Below are 20,833 nucleotides of genomic sequence, written 5' to 3'. Positions count from 1 at the left end.
CTGGCCCTGATCCCGCCCGGCCGGTATAGCTGAATTCTAGCCGATACGCCCCGCAATTCTCGGCGTTTCCACCCGCACATCGCCGCATTGCGCGCGATGGCGCAGCGCATGGTCGATCAACACCAGCGCCAACATGGCCTCCGCGATGGGCGTGGCGCGGATGCCGACGCAGGGATCGTGGCGGCCATGGGTTTCCATGGTCACCGCCTCGCCCTGCTTGTTGATGGAGCGGCGCGGCTGGGCGATGGACGAAGTCGGCTTGATGGCGATGGACACATCGATCTGCTGGCCGGTGGAGATGCCTCCCAACACGCCTCCTGCGTGGTTGCTGGCGAAGCCTTGCGGCGTCAGCTCATCGCCGTGCTCGCTTCCCCTCTGCGCCACGCAGCCGAAGCCGGCGCCGATCTCCACGCCCTTGACCGCGTTGATGCTCATCATCGCGTAGGCGATGTCGGCGTCCAGGCGGTCGAACACCGGCTCGCCCCAGCCCACCGGCACATTGTCGGCCACCACGCGCAGCCGCGCGCCTATCGAATCCAGGCTCTTGCGGATGCTGTCCATATACTCTTCCAGCCGCGGCACGATATCCGGATCGGCGCTGAAGAAGGGGTTGGCGCCCACATGCTCCCAGCCCTTGAACGACATCTGCACTTCGCCGATCTGGGTCATGTGGCCGCGGATGACGATGCCGTATTTCTCGCTCAGCCATTTTTTAGCGATAGCGCCGGCGGCGACGCGCACCGCGGTCTCGCGCGCCGACGAGCGGCCGCCGCCGCGCGGATCGCGGGTGCCGTATTTATGCCAATAGCAGTAATCGGCGTGGCCGGGACGGAAAGTGTCGGCGATATTGCCGTAATCCTTGCTGCGCTGGTCAGTGTTGCGGATCAACAGCGCGATCGGCGTGCCGGTGGTCTTGCCCTCGTAGACGCCGGACAGGATCTCCACCGTGTCCGGCTCGCGGCGCTGGGTGACGTGGCGGCTGGTGCCGGGCTTGCGCCGGTCCAGCTCCAACTGGATGTCGGCCTCGGTCAGCGCCAGTCCCGGCGGGCAGCCGTCCACCACGCAGCCTATGCCTGGCCCGTGGCTTTCGCCGAAGGAAGTTACCGTGAACAAGCGTCCCATGCTATTGCCAGACATCTGCTTTTCCCCTGCTCCGTTTCATATCCTGATCGATTCTAGCATGGCGCGCGGCGCAGCCGGCCCGCACGCCAGACAGATGCCAAAAGCATTGAAACCCAAACCGGACGCTGGCATTCTTTTTGCATAGCAAGGCGATGCGGCGCTGGCCGCCCTTCCCGCGCGGAAGGCCCACCCATCGGACAGGAGTCTGCAATGAACGCATCGACGCAAGGCCTCGCGCGCAAGCTCGGAGGCTGGCAATTATGGGGCATCGCCGTCGGCCTGGTGATTTCCGGCGAATACTTCGGCTGGAGCTATGGCTGGGCGCAGGCCGGCACCTTGGGCTTCCTGTGCGCCACCGTGTTCGTGGCGCTGATGTACGCCGCCTTCATCTTCAGCTTCACCGAGCTGACCACCGCCATCCCGCACGCCGGCGGGCCGTTCGCCTACGCCCGCCGCGCCTTCGGCCCGCTAGGCGGCTTCCTCGCCGGTTTCGCCACCCTGTGCGAATTCGTGTTCGCGCCGCCGGCCATCGCGCTGGCCATCGGCGCTTATCTCAATGTGCAGTTCCCTTGGCTGGCGCCGAAATGGACCGCCTGCGGCGCTTATTTGGCGTTCATGGCGCTGAACATCGCCGGGGTCGGCATCGCCGCGATGTTCGAACTCGCCGTCACGCTGCTGGCCATATTTGAATTATTGGTGTTCATGGGCGTAGTGGCGCCGGGCTTTAGCTGGGATCACTTCCTGCATCATGGCTGGGCCGGACAGGACGCCTTCCATTGGGGCGCGGTCGGCGGCATGTTCGCCGCCCTGCCGTTCGCGATCTGGTTCTTCCTGGCGATAGAAGGCGCGGCGATGGCGGCCGAAGAGGCCAAGGACCCGGCGCGCACCATTCCGCGCGCCTATATCGCCGGCATCCTCACCCTGGCGGCGCTGGCTTTCGGCGTGATGATCATGGCCGGCGGCGCCGGCGACTGGAGCCGGCTGGCCAATATCAACGACCCGCTGCCGCAGGCGATGAAGCGGATTGTGGGCGAGCACAGCGGCTGGCTGCACATGCTGGTGTGGCTGGGCCTGTTCGGCCTGGTGGCGTCCTTCCACGGCATCATCATGGGTTATTCGCGGCAGATCTTCGCCCTGGCGCGGGCCGGCTACCTGCCGCGCGCGCTGGCCGCCGTCCATCCGCGCTTCAAGACGCCGCACCGCGCCATCCTGGCCGGCGGCGCGGTCGGCATCGCCGCCATTTTCAGCGACGATCTGGTGCAGATCGCCGGCCAGCCGCTGACCGCCAACATCGTCACCCTGTCGGTGTTCGGCGCCATCGTCATGTACATCGTGTCCATGCTGGCGCTGTTCCGGCTGCGCGGCCGCGAGCCGGCGCTGTATCGCCCCTACGCCGCGCCGGGCTACCCCTGGCTGCCAGCGCTGGCGCTGAGCTGCTCCGTCATCTGCCTGATCGCCATGATTTATTACAACTTGCTGCTGGCCGCCATCTTCGCCGCCATGCTGGCCGCCGGCTACCTGTACTTCCTCGCCACCGCCCGCCAGCGCGCCGAAGCCGGCGTCGACGCTCAGCTGCAAGGTTCGGCTGAGATTGCCGCCCAGCCCTCCCCCACGATCCGGAGCCAGACATGAGCCACGCCATCACCATAGGCCCGCGGACCTATCGCTTCGCCGACTTGAAAACGCTGATGGCGCGGGCCAGCCCGCTGCGCTCCGGCGACCAGCTGGCCGGCCTGGCCGCCGCCAGCGCCGAGGAGCGGGTGGCGGCGCAGATGTGCCTGGCCGATCTGCCGTTGAGCGTCTTTCTCAACCAGGCGCTGATTCCCTACGAGGAAGACGAGGTGACGCGGCTGATCCTGGACAGCCACGATGCGGCCGCCTTCTCTACCGTGTCCCACCTGACCGTGGGCGGCCTGCGCGACTGGCTGCTGTCCGACGCCGCCACGGCGGAAACGCTGGCCGCGCTGGCGCCGGGCCTCACGCCGGAAATGGCGGCGGCGGTGTCCAAGCTGATGCGCAATCAGGATTTGGTGCAGGCGGCGAAGAAATGCCGCGTGGTCACTGCCTTTCGCAACACCCAGGGCCTGCCGGGCCGCATGGGCGTGAGGCTGCAGCCCAACCACCCGGCCGACGACGCGCGCGCCATCGCCGCCGCCACGCTGGACGGTCTGCTCTACGGCGCCGGCGACGCGGTGATCGGCATCAACCCGGCCGGCGACAGCCCGGACGACATCCGCAACCTGCTGACCTTGCTGGACGAGGTCCGCCAGCGCTACGCCATCCCCACGCAAAGCTGCGTGCTCACCCACGTCACCAGCACGCTGCAGCTGATCCGCCAGGGGGCGCCGGTGGATCTGGTGTTCCAGTCCATCGCCGGCAGCGAGAAGGCCAACGCCGGCTTCGGCGTCAGCCTCGCCGTGCTGGACGAGGCCCAGCAGGCGGCGCGGGAACTGAAGCGCGGCACCGTGGGCAACAACGTGATGTATTTCGAAACCGGCCAGGGCAGCGCGCTGTCGGCCAACGCGCACTGGGGCGTGGACCAGCAAACTTGCGAGGCGCGCGCCTACGCGGTGGCGCGGCGCTACTCGCCCTTGCTGGTCAACACCGTGGTCGGCTTCATCGGCCCGGAGTACCTGTACAACGGCAAGCAGATCCTCCGCGCCGGCCTGGAAGACCACTTCTGCGGCAAGCTGCTGGGCCTGCCGATGGGCTGCGACATCTGTTACACCAACCACGCCGAGGCCGATCAGGACGACATGGACGCGCTGCTGACCTTGCTGGGCGTGGCCGGAACGCATTTCATCATCGGCGTGCCCGGCGCCGACGACATCATGCTGGGCTACCAGAGCACCTCCTTCCACGACGCGCTCTATCTTCGCAATGCGCTGGGACTGAAGCGCGCGCCGGAATTCGAGGACTGGCTGGAAGCGATGGAAATCACCCGTGGCGGCAAGCTGCTGCCGCAGGATAGAAACCAGCGCCTGCTGGCGCTGATGGAGGGCGTGGCGTGAAAGAAAAGCAAAATCCCATCACCGAAGACGGCTGGGGCGAGCTGTCCCGCCTCACCGCCGCCCGCATCGCGCTGGGCCGCGCCGGCAACAGCCTGCCCTGCCGCGAAACGCTGCGCTTCGCCCTGGCCCACGCCCAGGCGCGCGACGCGGTGCACACGCCGCTGGACGCCGCCGCGCTGGCCGGAGAGCTGGCGGCCGACGGCCACCGCGTCATCGACATCCACAGCGCCGCCGGCAGCCGCGCCGAATACCTGCAGCGGCCGGACCTGGGCCGCAGGCTGGACGAGGCCAGCCGCGCGCGGCTGCTGGCCGAAACCGGCAAAGGCTGCGACCTGCTGATCCTCATCGCCGACGGCCTGTCCTCGCGCGCGCCCGCCCTGCACGCGGCGCCATTGCTGCGCGAGCTGCTGCCGCGGGTGCGGGAGATGGGCCTGAGCGTCGGCCCACTGCTGATCGCGCGCGAGGCGCGGGTAGCGCTGGGCGACGAGGCCGGAGAAATCATGGGGGCCAAGATGACCGCGATGCTGATAGGCGAGCGACCCGGCTTGAGCTCGCCGGACAGCCTGGGCCTGTACCTGACCGCCGCGCCGCGCGCCGGCCGCAGCGACGCCGAGCGCAACTGCATTTCCAATGTGCGGCCGAACGGCCTGCCCTACCCATTGGCCGCGTTCAAGCTGGCCTGGCTGATAGACGCCGCGCTGCGCCAGCCTACCGGCGTGGCGCTGAAGGACGGCAGCGCCGCCGATCCGCGCTGGGCGGCGCTGGCGGCGAGGCAGGCCAGCTTGGTCAGAAACTAGCAAACGAAGCAAACCACGTATCCGGCGCACCCCAACTCCCTTCAAGCCTGCCGCCGGGTGGCAGGCCCGAGGTTTTAAGCGGCTGCTTGTTTGAGCCCCGCGACGTTAGCGCGCATCGCTGAGCGAATCTGGAAGATTCGCACGCAGAGAGTTCAGCCGCGCCTCGGGCCTGGCGGGACCCGGCGGGGAGCCGAAGGCCAGGCTTGCAGGGTGGCCTTTAGGGGTGGAGGGGATATTTGGCCACGCAAATATCCCCTCCCTGCTCGCCGGGCAGCCCCGGCTATGAAAACCCATCATCCGCGCAGCGGATTCAAATGATAAGAACCGTCAACACACTCACCACGGCAAGCTGCCGCCCTGGCGGCGATACCAGCCGGTGACCGACAAGCGCTGCCGCTTGGCCGGCAATACCTCATGCCAAAAACGGTCGGCCAGGAACAGCACCAGGGTGCCGGCCTCCGGCTCCACGTCGATGAACGCTTCGCAAGCTTGGTCCAGATACAGCCGGATCTGGCCGCCGGCATCGGCCGGCCAGTTTTCATTGAGATAGAACACCGTGGTCAGGGTGCGCGCGTCGTCGTCCTGAAAACGGTCCAGATGCTTTTTATAGAAGGCGCCTTCCGGGTAGACGGCGAAATGCGACTCCAGCTCGGCCAAGCCCAGGTACAGGCCGCGGTTCACTGCCTGCATGATCTCGTCCATCGCCGCGTGATAAGCCCGTACCGCCGGCAACTCGTCCACCTGGTCCAGCCACAATACGGAGTCGGAGCGGATCTCGGCGCGGCGCGCCTGGCCGCCGGAGCGGCCGGTGGCGGCCTCGTGGAAGCGGCCCTCGTCCCACACCTGCAGGCAGGCTTCGCGCAGATTGGCGACCCATTCCGCCGGCAGGGCTTGAGGAATGACGATCCAGCCCTGGCCGGCCAGGGTGTCGAGTACGGCGTCGAGTTCGAATTGCAGCGCGGTCATGTCGAAGTTGTCCAGAAAACGGGCTGACGCTTTCTACCACATGCCGCACCCGCTGGCGAATGTCGAATATCAATCCTCGCCAGCTTATCCAGCCGAATCGGAGCGGCGCCGTCTCCGCGCCCTGCTCGCACACAGGTTGCCAGCGGGTCTGGCCTCCGCTCTCCAGACAGGCCTGCCGCGGACCGCGCCATTGAAAAAGGGAGCGGAAAATGATTCCGCTCCCTTTTCAAAAAAACGACTGCTTATGCTTTCGGAGGCGTGCCCTCGGCATTGGCCACCACGGCATCGATTTGTATCATCGCGCCGCGAGGCAAGGCGCCAACGCCCACCACCCGCCGCGCGGGAACGCCGCCCGGGAAGAAGGTGGTGTAAACCTCGTCCACCGCATCCATATCCGCGATGTTTTTAAGGAAAACATTGACCTTGACCACATCGCCCATCGCGTGGCCTATGCTTTCCACGATGGCCTTGATGTTGTTCAGGCACTGCGCGGCCTGCTCTTTCACGCCGCCGGCCACCATTTCATCCGTCTCGGGATCCAAAGGCAATTGAGCGGAAAGATGGTTGTAATGGGAGAATGCCACCGTTTGCGTAGAAAGCGGGCAACGGGGAGCGTTTTCAGTGTTATGCGCTTTGATCACGATGCCGTGCCTGTCTTCAACCGCTTGCGGCGGCGTGCCGTCTCCATGCGATACCACCGCTTCAATTTGCACCAGAGCGTCCATAGGCAGCGCAGCGGCTTCCGCCACGGTGCGCGCCGGAACATAACCCACTGCCCGAGCGATGGCGGAATCCGGGAAGCACGCGCGGTAAGCTTCGTTCACCGACTCGATGTCCGACAGGTTTTTAAGGAAAATATTGATTTTGACAATATCGTCAAACGGCACGGCGATATTTTCCAGAATCGCCCGGATATTCTTCAAACACTGGGCAGCCTGCTCTCTTGCTCCGCCGGCGACCAGCTTTCCGGATTCAGGATCAATCGGCAATTGAGCCGAGATATTGTTGTAATGGGAAAAGGCTACCGATTGGGTAGACAAATGGCTGGTCGGCGCATGGCCGGTCTCGCTTGCGATCTTAATCAGGTCGCCCGCCTGCGGCGCATTGGGAATGGTGCCTTCGCCATTGGAAAGCAGAGCCTCTACTTGCAACAAGGCGCCCATCGGCAAAGCCGCGACCGCGACAGTCGTCAAGGTGGGGACATAATCCGGGAAGAAGCCGGAGTACACCGCATTGACCGCATGCATGTCCGAGATATCTTGCAGGAAAATGGTGATCCTCACCACGTCGCTCATCTCATGGCCGATGCTTTTTATAATTTCCTGGATATTTTTGAAGCATCTTTCGGCCTGTTCTTTCACGCCGCCAGCCACCAAGCGCCCCGTGGCCGGATCCACCGGCAACTGAGCCGACAGATTGTTGTAGTGCGAGAAGGCTACCGTTTGGGAATATGGCCCCATTCCAGTCGGCGCCTTTTCCGAATTCCTTGCCAGTACCGCGTTGAAACTACTCATGATGGTATACCTGTTCAGTTCAAATTCATCCGCAGCATGGCCGAATATATATCGCCTCACCATCGGCGGCCGCCGCTCCATTGGCATTACCATTATTTAATCCGCTTCACTGCAAGATAAAGTCTTGGCAAAGCCGAAATCAGCCAAGAGCGAAACCGAGAGGAATGGAAGCAATGCAATCAAGATTCCGGATTTTATCGGCTCATCGCCCAGAGCTGTCAATACGACACGACAACAAAACAAAGCGAAAAGAATCAATTCGAATTGAGTAAAAGGCCGCCGCCACAGGACATAACCATCCATCATGTCGCATATTCAACTAAAACTGCTCTTTAATGCTAATACTTCACACTGCCATTTTCTGCACACCTGCTCTTTAAAACTGCACGATCAAACATATTCAGCAGAAGCCGGATTTGACAATGATCAACCTCAGCTGTATGCGGCGCCAAATGATTCGTTGCTTTTCACGGTTTTAAATGAGAAGGTGAACAGTAAACTACAGCGCTGCCAATGACTCGCCAGCCGGGCAAAGCCGTTCCCGAGCGCGGCGCGAATTAAGATACGCGAGAGGCCGCATGGCATCATCCATGCGGCCTCTCGCCACAAAAAGAAATGAAAACGAGCCCTGAAATCCAAGGCCCGCCGCCTATCCAGCCAAGCCTGCTCAATAATTCTCCGCCACCGCGTCGCAGCGCCCCGCCAGCCAGTCCAGCGCCAACGGGAAGTGGTCGCGCGGCGCGTCCGGGTGGGTCAGCAGCGACACGTGGTTGTAGTCGTGCAGATGGCCGGCCCGCCGTCCCAACAGGTGCAGCCTCGACAGGTGCGGGCCGGATTCGTCGCGGAAGCGGCGCACGTCTTCCGGGTGGCCGCGGCAGGGATCGTTGGCGGCGGCGAAGTACAGGATCGGCGGCAGATGGCCGGCTTCAGCGGCGGCGGCGTAATCGAAACCGTCGTCGCTGTCCACCCAGGGCTTGGGCTGGGCCCACAGCTTGCTTTGCAGATGGCTCTTGTCGCTTTCGTCGTCGGCCCCCAGCCGGATGCGACGCGCCGGCAGGTAGCCGAAGGCTCGGATCAGCCAGCGCGAAGCAGTGTTCCACATGAAGTCCACTTCTATCAGCTTGTTCAGGTTGCGCACCCTCACGCTGCGCTTGGCGCCGAAATACACCGCGCTCGCCACCTGGGCGGCGATTTCGGGATAACGGACCAGGCAGCTCGTCATGTGCACGCCGCCCCAGGAGTGGGCGATCCAGTGCGCTCGCTGGCCGCCGCTCTTTCGGCGCACGAATTCATGCAGCGCCGGCAGATCCTCACAGATGGTCTCGGTCTGCCCATGTCGGGAATGCGGCCCGATCTTGGGCGTGCTGCGTCCTCTGCCGCGCAGATCAGCCACATACACGTCGTAGCCGGCATCCGCCAGGAAATGCGCCAGCCCCTTGCCTGTATCAGTGTAAAAGATGCGGCCATTGGCCATCACGCCATGCGCCATCAGCACCGGCTCGCCTCCGGGCCGTCCGATGCGCTTCAGGAACAGGCGCTCTCCGCCCCCCACCGGCACATACAAATCCTGCTGCAGTTTCTCCATGCTTTCCTCGCTCGGTGATGCCATCGCCGTCTGCGCGGCGATTCAAGCAAACGCTTGATCATGACAAAGAACCCGACAAAGGAAAAGCCGCTCGCTCGCCGCTCCGCCGCAAACGCAGCCGCTCGCTGTAGAGCGCCAGCCCCGCGCCGGCCGCGCACAACAACGCCAATATGGCGAACACCACCCAGGACGGCCCATGCGACAGCAGCACGCCCACCATCGCCGGCCCCAGCGCGCCGCCCAGCGAAGCCAGGTTCTGCGCGCCGTAATAGCTGCCCTTCAAGGCGTCCGGCGCGATGGCGTCGATGTACAGGTATTCGGCCGGCACCAGCACGATCTCGCCCAGCGTGAACAAGGCGATAGCCGCGCACATCATCGCCAGGCTGTCCGCCCACCCCACCCAAAGCATGCCGGCGCCTATCAGCAGGAAGCCGCCGACGATGGCGCGCATCAGACGCTGCGGCTTCAGCAACCGCCCCAGCGGATACTGGAACAGCACCACCGTGACGGCATTGCAGCTGATCAGCGCCGACATCCAGCGCATCGCCTCGGCCTCGTCCATCCGCGTCAGCAGAAACAGCGGCAGATAGCCGGAAAAACGGCCATACACCACGTAGGCGAGCAGGCTGCTGATCGTGAACCACACCAGCACCCTGTCGCCGGCCAGCGTGCGCAACGTGGCGGCGAAGCCGTCCGGCAGCGCGGCCGGATCATGGCGCCGCTCAGGCAGCCGCGGCTGGGCGGCGAGACCCGCCAGCGCGATGGCGCCGCCCAGCCAGTAAGGCGCCAGCTCGCTCCACCACAGCGTCAGGCTGCATAGCATGGGCCCCAGCGCCCAGGCCACATTGGCCAGCGTGTAGCGCATCGAAAACGCCTTGCTGCGCCACGGCGCGGCCACCACGTCGCTGAGTATCGCTTTCACCGCGATGCTGTACACCACCATCGCCAGCTCGCCCGCCGCCAACGCCGTCACTACCGTCGCGTAGCTGTGGCCATAGGGCAGCAGCGCGCCGCCCGCCGCCATCAGGATGGCCGCGCCGCGCAAAGCCGGACCCCGCGGCAGCCGGTCCAGCCAATAGCCGCCGTAGAGGCCGAACAGCGCCGACACCAGCAGCACCGCGGCCAGCAACGTGCCGGTGGCCTGCACCGACAACTGCAATTGCTTGCCCAGCGCCAACACCAACAGCGGCGAGATCACCGCCCGCGACAAAGACAGCAGGAAGGAAGACAGCAGCACGCGCCGCACCACGGAAGAACGCAGATCCACGACAACACCTTGTAAAGCAAAGGAAACGCCTGCAGTATTGACGATAAAGCGGAATAGAAAAATGGATGCAACCCATAATAAATACTTCCGCTTTTATATTTTCCCAACCGGGAGCCGCGATGCGACTGCGACAGCAATACCAACAACTCTACCTGGCCTATGGCGACGCGCCAGCCCAGCCCGGTCTGCCCCAACTGGCCGGGCTATGGCGCTGCGGCGAGCGCAACGCGCGGCTGCAGCTCGCCAGGATGCGGGAGCTGGGCTGGCTGGAATGGCAAGCCGGCCGCGGGCGCGGCAATCGCTCCACGCTCACGCTGCTGCAACGGCCGGACGAGCTGGAGTGGCAGCAACTGCAAGGCATGCTGGCGCGCGGGCAATTGGAGCAGGCTTTCTCCCGGCTGGAACCGTCCAGCCAGCAGCGGCTGCTGGCCAGCTTGCCGCAGCACCTGGGCGCCGGCGACAGCGGCCGCAGCCTGCGCATCCCGATTCCGCATCCGCCGCTGACGCTGGACCCGCAGCAGGTCAACTCCAGACTGGAGGCCCATCTGGTGCGGCAGATCTTCGACCGGCTGTGCCGCCACGACAAGCAAGGCCGGGAGCTGCGGCCGGCGCTGGCCCACAGCTGGGAAAGCGACGGCGAAGGCAAGAGCTGGCGCTTCTGGCTGCGCCCCGGCCTGCGCTTTCACGACGGCGCCCTCCTCGACGCCGAAACCGCCGCCGCCAGCCTGCTGCGCCTGAAGCGGCCGGATAACCCCTATCACGCGCTATACGCCCATCTGCGCAGCGTCGACATCCATGACGCTCTGTCCTTCAGCTGCCGGCTGGACGAAGCCGACTACCTGTGGCCGCAGCGGCTGGCCACCGCCAACGCCTCCATCGTCCCGCGGCGACGCGGCGAGGACTTCGCCCATCTGCCGGTGGGCAGCGGCCCGTTCCGCGTCGAGCTGCACAGCCCGCAGCGGCTGAAGCTGTCCGCCTTCGAACAGCATTACCGCGAGCGCGCGCTGCTGGATGCGATCGAGCTGTGGATCATCCCGTCGCCGGGCGAACAGGATTTCCATCTGCGGCTGGAATACGGCGCCCAGCGCGGCGCCACCATGCTGCAATCGGCCTGCACCTATCTGCTGCTGCGCCCAGGCTGCCGCGTCCCCGAAGGCCGGCGGCTGCCGCTGATGCGCTTTCTCTCCTCGCCGCACCCCGTCGCCGCCAACGACGACCGCGCGCCGGCGCTGGGCTTGCAGCCGGGCTGGGAACATCCTCGCCCGGCATCCGGCGAGCCCCCGCGGCTGAATGTCCGCGAGCTGACGCTGTTCCATTACGACCTGCCCTGCTTCCCGCCGCTGGCGGCCGCCTTGGCGGAACGGCTGTCGTCCATCGGCGTCGCGCTCGACATCCGCTGCCTGTCCCGGCGCGCGTTCTTCGACTCCGCCGCCTGGCGCGGCGAGGCGGACCTGATCCTGTGCAGCGAATTGCTGCACGATGACCGCGACTATGGCATGTTCGAATGGCTGAGCGGCTGCGGCACGCTGCAGCTGGGGCTATCCTCCGACGCCTCGGCTCGGCTGGCCCGGGACATGCGCAGCCTGCAGGCGGAGCCGGCGTTCGCCGCCCGCCAGCAGGGCTACCGCCGCGCCGGCGACTGGCTGGTGGCCGAGGGCTGGCTGCTGCCGCTGTCCCATGAAACGCTGGGCCACGACGCCAGCCCGCAACTGGCCGGACTGCAGCTGGGCGGCAACGGCTGGACCGACTTCGCCGGGCTGTGGCTGCGCGCTTGACCGCGATCAACCCTTTCGACCGATTGACACTTGAATCCGCGCGAACCGCCCCTATCTCCAGCCATAGGAAGGCGATCGCCGTAAGCCACTGAAACGAAAGGAGAAGCAAATGAGCATGTTGCCTGCCCGCCATAGCCTGTTTGATGAGTTCTTCCGCGATTTCACGCCGGGTTTCTTCATCAAGCCGCTGCATGGCGACGCGCTGCCCTCGCAGATCAAGATGGACGTCAAGGAAACCGGCGAAGCCTATCTGGTGGCGGCCGAACTGCCCGGCGTCGGCAAAGAGGACATCCACGTCGACATCGACGGCGCGCTGGTGACGATCAAGGCCGAGGTCAAGCAGTTCGACCAGCAAGGCAAGGATGAGCGCCAACTGCGGACCGAGCGCTACTACGGCGTGGTATCGCGCAGTTTCCAGCTGCCGCAGGACGTCGATCGCGACGCCTCCGCCGCCAAGTATGAAAACGGCGTGCTGAGTCTGATCCTGCCCAAGCGCCGCAACGGCGGCGCCAGCCAACGGCTGCGGATAGAATAAGCTTGCCCCTTTGACGCAAAAAACGCGCCGGTTTCGCCGGCGCGTTTTTTCATTGGGGCGTGCCCGGGATCAGGCCAGAATCTTGGACACGATCTCGTACACGTCCTTGGACAGCTTGGCCTTGGCCATCCGCTCCAGCTCCGCCCGCATCAGGGCCTGCCGGCCCGGCTCCAGCTTCTGCAGCCTGCGGAAGGCGCGGGTCAGCCCGCTGGCCGCCTGAGCGTTGATCGGGTCCAGTTCCAGGATGCGGTCGGCCTGGAAACGGTAGCCGCTGCCGTCCGCCGCGTGGAAATGGTACAGGTTGGCGCCGAAGGCGCCCAGCAGCGAACGCACCTTGTTGGGGTTCTTGATGCTGAAGGCCGGGTGCTTGAGCGCCGCTTCCACCCGCTGCAGCGTGCCCTCCAGCTGGCTGCCGCCGATCAGCATGAAGAATTTGTCCATCACCAAGGCTTCGCCCTGCCAGCGCGAGGCGAAATCGGTGAAGCAGTCGTCGCGCTCCTGGCCGTCGCGGTCGCGCAGCGCCAGCAGCGCGCCCATCTGGTCGGTCATATTGTCCGCGTCGCGGAACTGCTTGGCCGCCATTTCCGCCGGCCAGGCGTCGTCCAGCCGGTTCAGCATCCACAGCGCGCGGTTCTTCAGGCTGCGCTTGCCGGAGTCCTGCGGCTTGTATTCGCGGGTCAGGTTGAGTTCGTAAGCCTCGCGCCATTCGCCGCGCAGCGCCTGCGCCAGCTGGTCCAGCACGAACTCGCGCACCTGGTGGATGACGGCAGGATCGGCGACGTCCACCATCTCCAGGATTTCGCCCTCGGTCGGCAGATTCAGCATCAGCGCCTTGAAGGCCGGGTCCAGATTCAAATCCTTCAACACCGCGCGGAAAGCGCCGATGAAGGTTTCGGACAGCTTGAGTTCGCGGCCGGCGGCCACATCGGCGATCAATTGCTTGAACAAGCGCTCGGCGAAAATCTGGCCGGCCTCCCAGCGGCAGAAGCTGTCGCTGTCGTTGGCCATCAGGAACACCAGTTGGTCGTCGCGCCAATCGTATTCCAGCTTCACCGGCGCGGAGAAGCCGCGCAGCAGCGACGGCACCGGCTCGGCCGGAATATCGACGAAGGTGAAGCGATGTTCGGCGGCCTTGACGTCCAGCACCCGCGACGCGCCGACAGCCTCGGCCTCGCCGGCGAGGCGCAGCGGCAGGTCCTGGCCGTCCGCGCCCACCAAGCCCAGCGCCAGCGGAATGTGGAAGGGCAGCTTGGCCTGTTGGCCCGGCGTGGCCGGGCAGCTTTGCTTGACAGTCAGCGTGTAGCTTCGCTCGGCCGGATCGTAGCTGGACGAGATGGCCAGGCGCGGCGTGCCGGCCTGGCTGTACCACAGCGAGAACTGCGACAGGTCGGCATCGTTGGCGTCGGCCATCGCGGCGCGGAAGTCGTCGCAGGTGACGGCCTGGCCGTCATGGCGCTTGAAGTACAGGTCCATGCCCTTGCGGAAGCCGTCGCGGCCCAGCAGGGTTTCATACATCCGCACCACTTCCGCGCCCTTCTCGTACACGGTCATGGTGTAGAAGTTGTTCATTTCGATGTAGCTGTCCGGACGGATCGGGTGCGCGGTCGGGCCGGCGTCTTCCGGGAATTGCGCCATGCGCAGGCCCTTGACGTCCTCGATGCGCTTGACCGCGCGGCTGTAGATGTCGGCGCTGAACTCCTGATCGCGGTAAACGGTCAGGCCCTCCTTCAGGCTCAGCTGGAACCAGTCGCGGCAGGTGACGCGGTTGCCGGTCCAATTGTGGAAGTATTCGTGGCCGATCACCGCCTCGATGTCTTCGAAATCGGTATCGGTGGCAGTGTCCTGGCGGGCCAGCACATACTTGGTGTTGAAGATGTTGAGGCCCTTGTTCTCCATTGCCCCCATATTGAAGTCTCCGACCGCGACGATCATGTAGATGTCCAGGTCGTACTCCAGGCCGAAGCGCTCCTCGTCCCACTTCATAGAGTGCTTGACCGACTCCATCGCGTGCGCGGTCTTGTCCTGGTCGGCCGGCTCGGTCCAGATTTCCAGCGCCACTTCGCGGCCGCGCATGGTGACGAATTTGTCTTTCAAGGCCACCAATTTGCCCGCCACCAGCGCGAACAGGTAGGAAGGCTTGCGGTACGGATCCACCCATTTGACCCAGTGGCGCTTCTTGTCCACCATGCCCTCGCCCACCTTGTTGCCGTTGGACAGCAACACCGGGTACTTCTGCTTGTCGGCCTTGATGGTGGTGGTGAACTTGGCCATCACGTCCGGACGGTCCAGGTAATAGGTGATCTTGCGGAAGCCTTCCGGCTCGCACTGGGTGAACAGGTTGCCGCTGGACGCGTACAAACCCATCAGGCTGGTATTGGCCGCCGGTTCGAGCTCGGTTTCCACTTCCAGGATGAAGCTGTCCGGCACTTGGCTCACGGTCAGCACGTCATCGGCCAGGCCGTAGCGGGTTTCGTCCAGCCTCTCGCCGTCCAGCAGCACGGACAGCAGCTTGGCGCTGCCTTCCAGCTTCAGATCGCGCTCGGCGGATTCGCCGTTGCGGGTCACCACCAGCCGCGATTGCACGCGGGTGGACTCGTCTTCGATGTCGAACACCAGATCGACGCGGTCGATCAGAAAAGCGGGGGCCTGATAATCCTTGCGGTACTTCACTTCCGGCTGTTGAGCCATTCGTGTCTCCTTGCGGTCCGGCTCATGGCCGGTCTCTTTCATAGACGGCGCGGCGCCTAGTCGGCGCCGCTCTTGGTCGAAATCGACCGCTCTGTCAGCGGCCTGCAATCCATTTGCCGCCGCCGGCTTCCAGCTTGAGGCGGCAGGTATCCTCCGGCGCGGCCTGCGGCGCCACATCGAACGTCATCAGTTCGTCGCGGCGGAAAGCGTGCAGCTTGATCGTGTCGCCCGCGGACAGACGGACAAGCTGCTTGTCCAAATCGTAGGCGCGGAGCTTGTCCAGCGCCACCACCACGTCGCCGCCGGACAGGCCGGCCCGCTGCGCCGCGCCGCCATCCAGCACCTGGGCCAGCTTGACGCCGGCGGCGTCGGCCGCGGTCTTGACGCCCAGCGTCAGCGGCGCCGGCTTGCCGGCGAAAGCGTCCACCACGCCGCCGCGGTCGGACGCGCCCTGCGCGGCCTCGAATTTCAGTTCCACGCCCTGGCTCTGCAATAGTTCAGCCAGCGGCAGATCCAGGGTGCTGCGCAGCGCCAGATCGAAGAAGGGTTTGAGCTTGAGGCCGGTGGTTTCGATCGCGATCTTTTCCCACTCGTCCTCTTCCAGGCCCTTGCCATCGGCCAGCCATTTGGCCCACAGCGCGCGCATCACGTCGTCCAGCGATTGCTTGCCCTTGCTGTCGCGGCGAATCAGCAGGTCCAGCGCCAGCGCGGCCAGCGAGCCCTTGGTGTAGTAGCTGACGATGCTGTTGGGGCTGTTCTCGTCCTGGCGGTAGTACTTGGTCCAGGCCTCGAAGCTGGATTGCTCCAGCGTCTGCTTGAGGCGGCCCGCGCCGCGCCGCACGCCGGTGATGGTTTCAGCCAGCAGACCCAGGTAGCGCTTTTCGTCGATCAGGCCGCAACGGACCAGGGTCAGGTCGTCGTAATAGGAGGTGATGCCTTCGAACGCCCACAGCAGGCGGGTCATGCCTTCGCGGTTCAGGTCATAGGGCGTGAACGCCGCCGGCTTCATCCGCTTGACGTTCCAGCTATGGAAGTACTCGTGGCTGATCAGGCCCAGCAACTTCAGATAACCATCGCCGATCTCCGTCGCGCCCGCCGCCGGCAGGTCGTCGCGGTTGGCCACCAGCGCGGTGGACGCGCGGTGCTCCAGACCGCCGTAGATGTCCTTGCCGACGAACAGCATGAACACGTAGCGCTCGAAAGGCGCCGGCTCGCCGAACAGCTTGATCTGGTATTCGCAGATCTTGCGGGTGTCCTCGGCCAGCCGCTTCAGATCGCCTTGGAAGCGGCCGGAGACGACGAACTCGTGCGGCACGCCGCAAGCCTTGAAGCTGACCTTTTGGAACTCGCCCATTTCCACCGGGTGGTCGATCAGCTCGTCGTAATTGGATGCCTGGTAAGCGCCGAAGCCGCTCTTTTTCTTGATGTCGACGGCAGGCAGGCTGGTCGCCACTTTCCAGCCGGCGTAGGCCTTGCCTTCCGGCGCGTGGATGTCCACGGCGCAGGGCTCGCCCTCATAGCCTTCCGCCGCCAGGAACACGCTGGTGCCGTTGAAGAAGCCTCGCTCGCCGTCCAGGTAGGCGCCGCGCACCGACAGATCGAAGGCATAGACCAGATAGCGAAGCGTCAGCGCGCCCTTTGCCGGCGCCGCCTGCCAGCGGTTCTTCTCCAGTTGCCGCAGCGCCACCGGCTTGCCGCCGGCGCGGGCCTCGATCTCGACGATGTGCTTGGAGAATTCACGTATCATATAACTGCCGGGAATCCACGCCGGCAGAAAAAACATCTGGCCATCCTTGGCCGGATGCGTGACGGTGACGGTTGCCTCGAACAGGTGCGCTTCCGGTGAAACCGGGCGCAGCGTGTAGTGTACTGGGACGGGTTGAGTCATGATCGGCCTGCAAGCGTTGCAAAACTTGATGATTTTAGCATTTTCGCGATTCGGGCGGTTGGCCTCGTGGCGTATTGATCCATGTCAAGAAGTCATACCGACAGGCCAATACAATTGCATGCGTGGCAACATGTACTATTCGTATCGCTACCCTCGCAATACCACAAGAACGAAGACAAGCGGGAACCCATCCAGGCCGACTATGCAACTGGCTCGCATAGGTCATTTGATTTAGAATAACGGCATTGGACAAGTGGAAATTTGGTGCTATCGAAAAGGCTGGCAAACTGCTAATACAGACATCAAAGCCTATCGGTACAGGTCAAGCACCTGATTCGACTTTTCGTAAAACGGTTCCCCGCGGCTTGCTTTTCCAGTTTCCAGATTGGGATAAGGTTGAGAAGTTCAAGCCGCCTTGGTTTGTCATGTTCTAAGTTAGCAACCTTGGAGAAAACCTTAAATGGAAACGCAATCCACTTATAACTATAAGGTGGTGCGCCAATTTGCCATCATGACCGTTGTTTGGGGCATAGTCGGCATGTTGGTGGGCGTCGTCATCGCGGCCCAGCTGGTATGGCCCGAACTCAACTTCGGACCATGGTTCCACTTCGGCCGCCTGCGCCCCTTGCACACCAATGCCGTCATCTTCGCCTTCGGCGGCTGCGGTCTGTTCGCCACCTCCTACTATGTGGTGCAGCGCACCTGTAACGTCAGGCTGATTTCCGACAAGCTGGCCGCCGTCACCTTCTGGGGATGGCAACTGGTGATCGTGCTGGCGGCCATCACGCTGCCGCTCGGCTTCACCACCTCCAAGGAATACGCGGAACTGGAATGGCCGATCAAAGTGCTGATCGCGGTGATCTGGGTGATCTACGCGATCGTGTTCTTCGGCACCATCGCCATCCGCAAGGTCAAGCACATCTACGTGGCCAACTGGTTCTACGGCGCCTTCATCCTGGCCGTGGCCCTGCTGCACATCGTCAACTCCGCCTTCGTGCCGGTCACCTTCTGGAAGTCCTACTCGGTCTACTCCGGCGCCGTCGACGCGATGGTGCAATGGTGGTACGGCCACAACGCGGTGGGTTTCTTCCTCACCGCCGCCTTCCTCGGCATGATGTACTACTTCGTTCCCAAGCAGGCCGGCCGCCCGGTGTACTCCTACCGCCTGTCCGTGGTGCACTTCTGGGCGCTGATCTTCACCTATATGTGGGCCGGTCCCCACCACCTGCACTACACCGCGCTGCCCGACTGGACCCAGTCCGTCGGCATGGTGTTCTCCCTGATCCTGCTTGCGCCGTCCTGGGGCGGCATGATCAACGGCATCATGACCCTGTCCGGCGCCTGGCATAAGCTGCGCACCGACCCGGTGCTGAAGTTCCTGGTGGTGTCGCTGTCGTTCTACGGCATGTCCACCTTCGAAGGCCCGATGATGTCGATCAAGACCGTCAACGCCTTGTCCCACTACACCGACTGGACCATCGGCCACGTGCACTCCGGCGCGCTGGGCTGGGTGGGCTTCATCACCATCGGCTCCATGTACTACCTGATCCCGCGCCTGTTCGGCCGCGAAACCATGCACAGCGTCAAGCTGATCGAGGCCCACTTCTGGCTGGCCACTGTCGGCGTGGTGCTGTACATCGCCGCGCTGTGGATTTCCGGCGTGATGCAAGGCCTGATGTGGCGCGCGCTGAACCCTGACGGCACCCTGACCTACGCCTTCGTCGAAGCGGTGAAAGCCACCTATCCCTACCACGCCGTGCGCCTGCTGGGCGGCTTCCTCTACCTCTCCGGCATGCTGCTGATGGCCTACAACACCTACCGCACCGTCGCCGCTGGCCGCGCCGTCGATGCCAAGATCCCGGCCATCACCGCGGAAGCTCACTAAGAGGCGAGAATAATCATGGACAAAATCCAGAAACTGATTGAAGAGCATGTGGGTTGGCTGATCGTGCTGACCCTGTTGGTGGTCAGCGTGGCCGGCCTGGTGGAAATCCTGCCGCTCGCGTTCCAAAAATCCGTGACCGAGCCCGTCGCCGGCGTCAAGCCCTTCACCGCGCTGCAGCTGGCGGGCCGCGACATCTACATCCGCGAAGGCTGCACCACCTGCCACACCCAGATGATCCGTCCGTTCCGCGCGGAAACCGAGCGCTACGGCCATTATTCGGTGGCCGGCGAATCGGTGTACGACCATCCCTTCCTGTGGGGCTCCAAGCGCACTGGTCCCGACCTCGCCCGCGTGGGCGGCCGCTATTCCGATGAATGGCACCGCGTGCACCTGAACAACCCGCGCGACGTGGTGCCGGAATCGAACATGCCGGCCTTCCCGTGGCTGGCCAAGAACCTGGCCGACGCCGACGTGGTGCCCAAGAAGATGGAAGCCCTGCGCCTGGTCGGCGTGCCCTACACCGACAAGGACATCGCCGAGGCGAAATCCCAAGTGGAAGGCAAATCCGAACTGGATGCCGTTGTCGCCTACCTGCAAGGCCTGGGCCTTGCGCTGAAGAATGTGCGTTGAGCCATGGACTGGGTAACTGTCGGGCGCTCCCTGTTCACCGTGGTCTGCTTCGCGTTCTTCATCGCGGTGCTGATCATGGCCTATAGCAAGCGCTCCAAGAGCCGGTACGAGGAAGCGGCCAACCTGCCCTTCCTCGATGACGACAAGGTAGAGGACGCCTCTCAGGACGAGGCTGCCCACGGAGCTAGAAAATGAGTCAATTCACAAGCGGATTCTGGAATATCTGGATCATCGTGATCGTGCTGGGGGGCATCATCGGCCTGACCCTGCTGGTATTCACCCAATCCAAGACCACGGTCAAAAAGGGCGAGGAAGCCGACATCACCGGCCATATCTGGGATGGCGACCTGGCCGAATACAACAACCCGCTGCCGCGCTGGTGGATGCTGATGTTCTACATCACGCTGATCTTCGGCGTGGTCTATCTGGTGCTGTATCCGGGCCTGGGCGACTACAAGGGCGTTTTCGGCTGGACCCAGATCGACCAGTACAAGGCCGAGCGTAAAACCGCCGAGGAAAAATACCAACCGCTGTACGACAAGTACCTGAAGCAGGATCTGAAAGCGGTGGCCGCCGACCCGCAGGCCCAGGAGATGGGCAAGCGCCTGTTCCAGACCTACTGCGTGCAGTGCCACGGCGCCGACGCGCGCGGTGCCAAAGGCTTCCCCAACCTGACCGACCACAAGTGGCTGTGGGGCGGCGATCCGCAAACCATCCAGGCGACCATCGCGAACGGCCGCCACGGCCAGATGCCGGCCTGGGGCGCGGCCTTCGGCGAGGAAAAGGTCAAGGACGTGGCCAACTACGTGCTGTCGCTGTCCAACAAGAAGCATGACGCCGAGCGCGCGACCCGCGGCAAGGAAACCTTCGCCGCCGTCTGCTCCGCCTGTCACGGACCGGAGGGCAAGGGCAACCAGCAACTGGGCGCGCCCAATCTGACCGACAACAACTGGCTGTACGGCGGCACCGAGAAGACCATCATCGAAACCATCACCAACGGCCGCAACAACCAGATGCCGGCCTGGAAGGACTTCCTCGGCGACGGCAAGGTCCACCTGCTGGCCGCTTACGTGTGGAGCCTGTCCAACAACCCCAAGGCGCCGCAGTAATCCGCCTTCAGCACGCGCCGCCCGCCCCGAGCGGGCGGCGCTTCGCCTCTTCCACCCACCC

At 64.1% G+C, this 20,833-nt stretch carries 16 protein-coding genes; 9 read left to right on the top strand and 7 right to left on the bottom strand.

Annotated features, from left to right (window positions below; all coding sequences use genetic code 11):
- Positions 1-36: 36 nt before the first annotated feature.
- Positions 37-1,137, bottom strand: a complete 1,101-nt coding sequence (gene aroC / locus DK842_RS13500; RefSeq protein ID WP_114061902.1) for a chorismate synthase — start codon at positions 1,135-1,137, stop codon at positions 37-39.
- A 195-nt stretch (positions 1,138-1,332) separates the two neighbouring features.
- On the opposite strand from aroC, the gene eat reads away from it, so the two are divergent.
- Genes eat through eutC form a run of 3 tightly spaced genes read left to right on the top strand, consistent with a single transcriptional unit; the run spans position 1,333 to position 4,930 of the window.
- Positions 1,333-2,754, top strand: coding sequence for an ethanolamine permease (gene eat, locus DK842_RS13495; RefSeq protein WP_114061901.1), 1,422 nt, complete (start codon positions 1,333-1,335; stop codon positions 2,752-2,754).
- The gene (locus DK842_RS13490; protein ID WP_114061900.1) at positions 2,751-4,133 is read left to right on the top strand and encodes an ethanolamine ammonia-lyase subunit EutB; all 1,383 of its coding nucleotides are present in this window, start codon (positions 2,751-2,753) and stop codon (positions 4,131-4,133) included. Before eat ends, DK842_RS13490 begins: the two co-directional genes overlap by 4 nt.
- Positions 4,130-4,930: an ethanolamine ammonia-lyase subunit EutC gene (gene eutC / locus DK842_RS13485; RefSeq protein ID WP_114061899.1), complete on the top strand. Its 801-nt coding sequence runs from the start codon at positions 4,130-4,132 to the stop codon at positions 4,928-4,930. Before DK842_RS13490 ends, eutC begins: the two co-directional genes overlap by 4 nt.
- A 336-nt stretch (positions 4,931-5,266) precedes the next feature.
- Here the strand turns inward: eutC and DK842_RS13480 are convergent, their stop codons facing one another.
- The 4 genes from DK842_RS13480 to DK842_RS13465 all read right to left on the bottom strand — a co-directional run bounded on the left by DK842_RS13480 (position 5,267) and on the right by DK842_RS13465 (position 10,262).
- Entirely contained in the window at positions 5,267-5,896 is a 630-nt protein-coding gene (locus DK842_RS13480; RefSeq protein WP_114061898.1) for a 2OG-Fe(II) oxygenase, read from the bottom strand.
- Between the two features lie 242 nt (positions 5,897-6,138).
- Positions 6,139-7,410 (bottom strand): RidA family protein, encoded by a 1,272-nt coding sequence (locus tag DK842_RS13475; protein ID WP_114063740.1) that lies wholly within the window; start codon positions 7,408-7,410, stop codon positions 6,139-6,141.
- 667 nt (positions 7,411-8,077) lie between these two features.
- Positions 8,078-8,995 (bottom strand): alpha/beta fold hydrolase, encoded by a 918-nt coding sequence (locus DK842_RS13470; protein WP_114061897.1) that lies wholly within the window; start codon positions 8,993-8,995, stop codon positions 8,078-8,080.
- A gap of 58 nt (positions 8,996-9,053) precedes the next feature.
- A complete protein-coding gene (locus tag DK842_RS13465) occupies positions 9,054-10,262 on the bottom strand; it encodes an MFS transporter (RefSeq protein WP_168194884.1) in 1,209 nt (402 codons plus the stop codon).
- Positions 10,263-10,381: 119 nt separating this feature from the next.
- Here DK842_RS13465 and DK842_RS13460 point away from each other — a divergent pair, with 119 nt between their 5' ends.
- Together DK842_RS13460 and DK842_RS13455 are read left to right on the top strand one after the other, a co-directional pair.
- Positions 10,382-12,037 carry an ABC transporter substrate-binding protein gene (locus DK842_RS13460; protein WP_168194883.1) on the top strand — a complete coding sequence of 552 codons (1,656 nt, stop codon included), beginning with the start codon at positions 10,382-10,384 and terminating at the stop codon, positions 12,035-12,037.
- A gap of 109 nt (positions 12,038-12,146) precedes the next feature.
- Positions 12,147-12,572, top strand: a complete 426-nt coding sequence (locus DK842_RS13455; protein WP_114061894.1) for an Hsp20/alpha crystallin family protein — start codon at positions 12,147-12,149, stop codon at positions 12,570-12,572.
- 69 nt (positions 12,573-12,641) lie between these two features.
- On the opposite strand, the gene pepN is transcribed toward DK842_RS13455, so the two are convergent.
- Positions 12,642-15,260 (bottom strand): aminopeptidase N, encoded by a 2,619-nt coding sequence (pepN, locus tag DK842_RS13450; protein ID WP_114061893.1) that lies wholly within the window; start codon positions 15,258-15,260, stop codon positions 12,642-12,644.
- 94 nt (positions 15,261-15,354) lie between these two features.
- The gene (locus DK842_RS13445) at positions 15,355-17,148 is read right to left on the bottom strand and encodes a M61 family metallopeptidase (RefSeq protein WP_114061892.1); all 1,794 of its coding nucleotides are present in this window, start codon (positions 17,146-17,148) and stop codon (positions 15,355-15,357) included.
- A gap of 460 nt (positions 17,149-17,608) precedes the next feature.
- On the opposite strand from DK842_RS13445, the gene ccoN reads away from it, so the two are divergent.
- Genes ccoN through ccoP form a run of 4 tightly spaced genes read left to right on the top strand, consistent with a single transcriptional unit; the run spans position 17,609 to position 20,772 of the window.
- Positions 17,609-19,033 (top strand): cytochrome-c oxidase, cbb3-type subunit I, encoded by a 1,425-nt coding sequence (gene ccoN, locus DK842_RS13440; RefSeq protein WP_114061891.1) that lies wholly within the window; start codon positions 17,609-17,611, stop codon positions 19,031-19,033.
- Between the two features lie 15 nt (positions 19,034-19,048).
- Entirely contained in the window at positions 19,049-19,663 is a 615-nt protein-coding gene (gene ccoO / locus DK842_RS13435; RefSeq protein WP_114061890.1) for a cytochrome-c oxidase, cbb3-type subunit II, read from the top strand.
- A gap of 3 nt (positions 19,664-19,666) precedes the next feature.
- Entirely contained in the window at positions 19,667-19,858 is a 192-nt protein-coding gene (locus tag DK842_RS13430; RefSeq protein ID WP_114061889.1) for a cbb3-type cytochrome oxidase subunit 3, read from the top strand.
- On the top strand, positions 19,855-20,772 hold the full coding sequence (gene ccoP, locus DK842_RS13425; protein WP_114061888.1) for a cytochrome-c oxidase, cbb3-type subunit III: 918 nt from the start codon (positions 19,855-19,857) through the stop codon (positions 20,770-20,772). The genes DK842_RS13430 and ccoP overlap by 4 nt, the downstream gene beginning before the upstream one ends.
- The last annotated feature ends 61 nt before the right edge of the window (positions 20,773-20,833 follow it).

Origin of the sequence: Chromobacterium phragmitis (assembly GCF_003325475.1) — a bacterium.
Taxonomy (GTDB): domain Bacteria; phylum Pseudomonadota; class Gammaproteobacteria; order Burkholderiales; family Chromobacteriaceae; genus Chromobacterium; species Chromobacterium phragmitis.
Note: the sequence above shows the minus strand (reverse complement) of the source record. Positions and strands in the feature narration are given on the sequence as shown.

Bases quoted from the DNA above. Each gene is read 5' to 3' on its own strand.
- aroC (WP_114061902.1), bottom strand. From the start codon at position 1,137: ATGTCTGGCAATAGCATGGGACGCTTGTTCACGGTAACTTCCTTCGGC.
- eat (WP_114061901.1), top strand. From the start codon at position 1,333: ATGAACGCATCGACGCAAGGCCTCGCGCGCAAGCTCGGAGGCTGGCAA.
- DK842_RS13490 (WP_114061900.1), top strand. From the start codon at position 2,751: ATGAGCCACGCCATCACCATAGGCCCGCGGACCTATCGCTTCGCCGAC.
- DK842_RS13480 (WP_114061898.1), bottom strand. From the start codon at position 5,896: ATGACCGCGCTGCAATTCGAACTCGACGCCGTACTCGACACCCTGGCC.
- DK842_RS13475 (WP_114063740.1), bottom strand. From the start codon at position 7,410: ATGAGTAGTTTCAACGCGGTACTGGCAAGGAATTCGGAAAAGGCGCCG.
- DK842_RS13470 (WP_114061897.1), bottom strand. From the start codon at position 8,995: ATGGAGAAACTGCAGCAGGATTTGTATGTGCCGGTGGGGGGCGGAGAG.
- DK842_RS13460 (WP_168194883.1), top strand. From the start codon at position 10,382: ATGCGACTGCGACAGCAATACCAACAACTCTACCTGGCCTATGGCGAC.
- DK842_RS13455 (WP_114061894.1), top strand. From the start codon at position 12,147: ATGAGCATGTTGCCTGCCCGCCATAGCCTGTTTGATGAGTTCTTCCGC.
- pepN (WP_114061893.1), bottom strand. From the start codon at position 15,260: ATGGCTCAACAGCCGGAAGTGAAGTACCGCAAGGATTATCAGGCCCCC.
- DK842_RS13445 (WP_114061892.1), bottom strand. From the start codon at position 17,148: ATGACTCAACCCGTCCCAGTACACTACACGCTGCGCCCGGTTTCACCG.
- ccoN (WP_114061891.1), top strand. From the start codon at position 17,609: ATGGAAACGCAATCCACTTATAACTATAAGGTGGTGCGCCAATTTGCC.
- ccoO (WP_114061890.1), top strand. From the start codon at position 19,049: ATGGACAAAATCCAGAAACTGATTGAAGAGCATGTGGGTTGGCTGATC.
- DK842_RS13430 (WP_114061889.1), top strand. From the start codon at position 19,667: ATGGACTGGGTAACTGTCGGGCGCTCCCTGTTCACCGTGGTCTGCTTC.
- ccoP (WP_114061888.1), top strand. From the start codon at position 19,855: ATGAGTCAATTCACAAGCGGATTCTGGAATATCTGGATCATCGTGATC.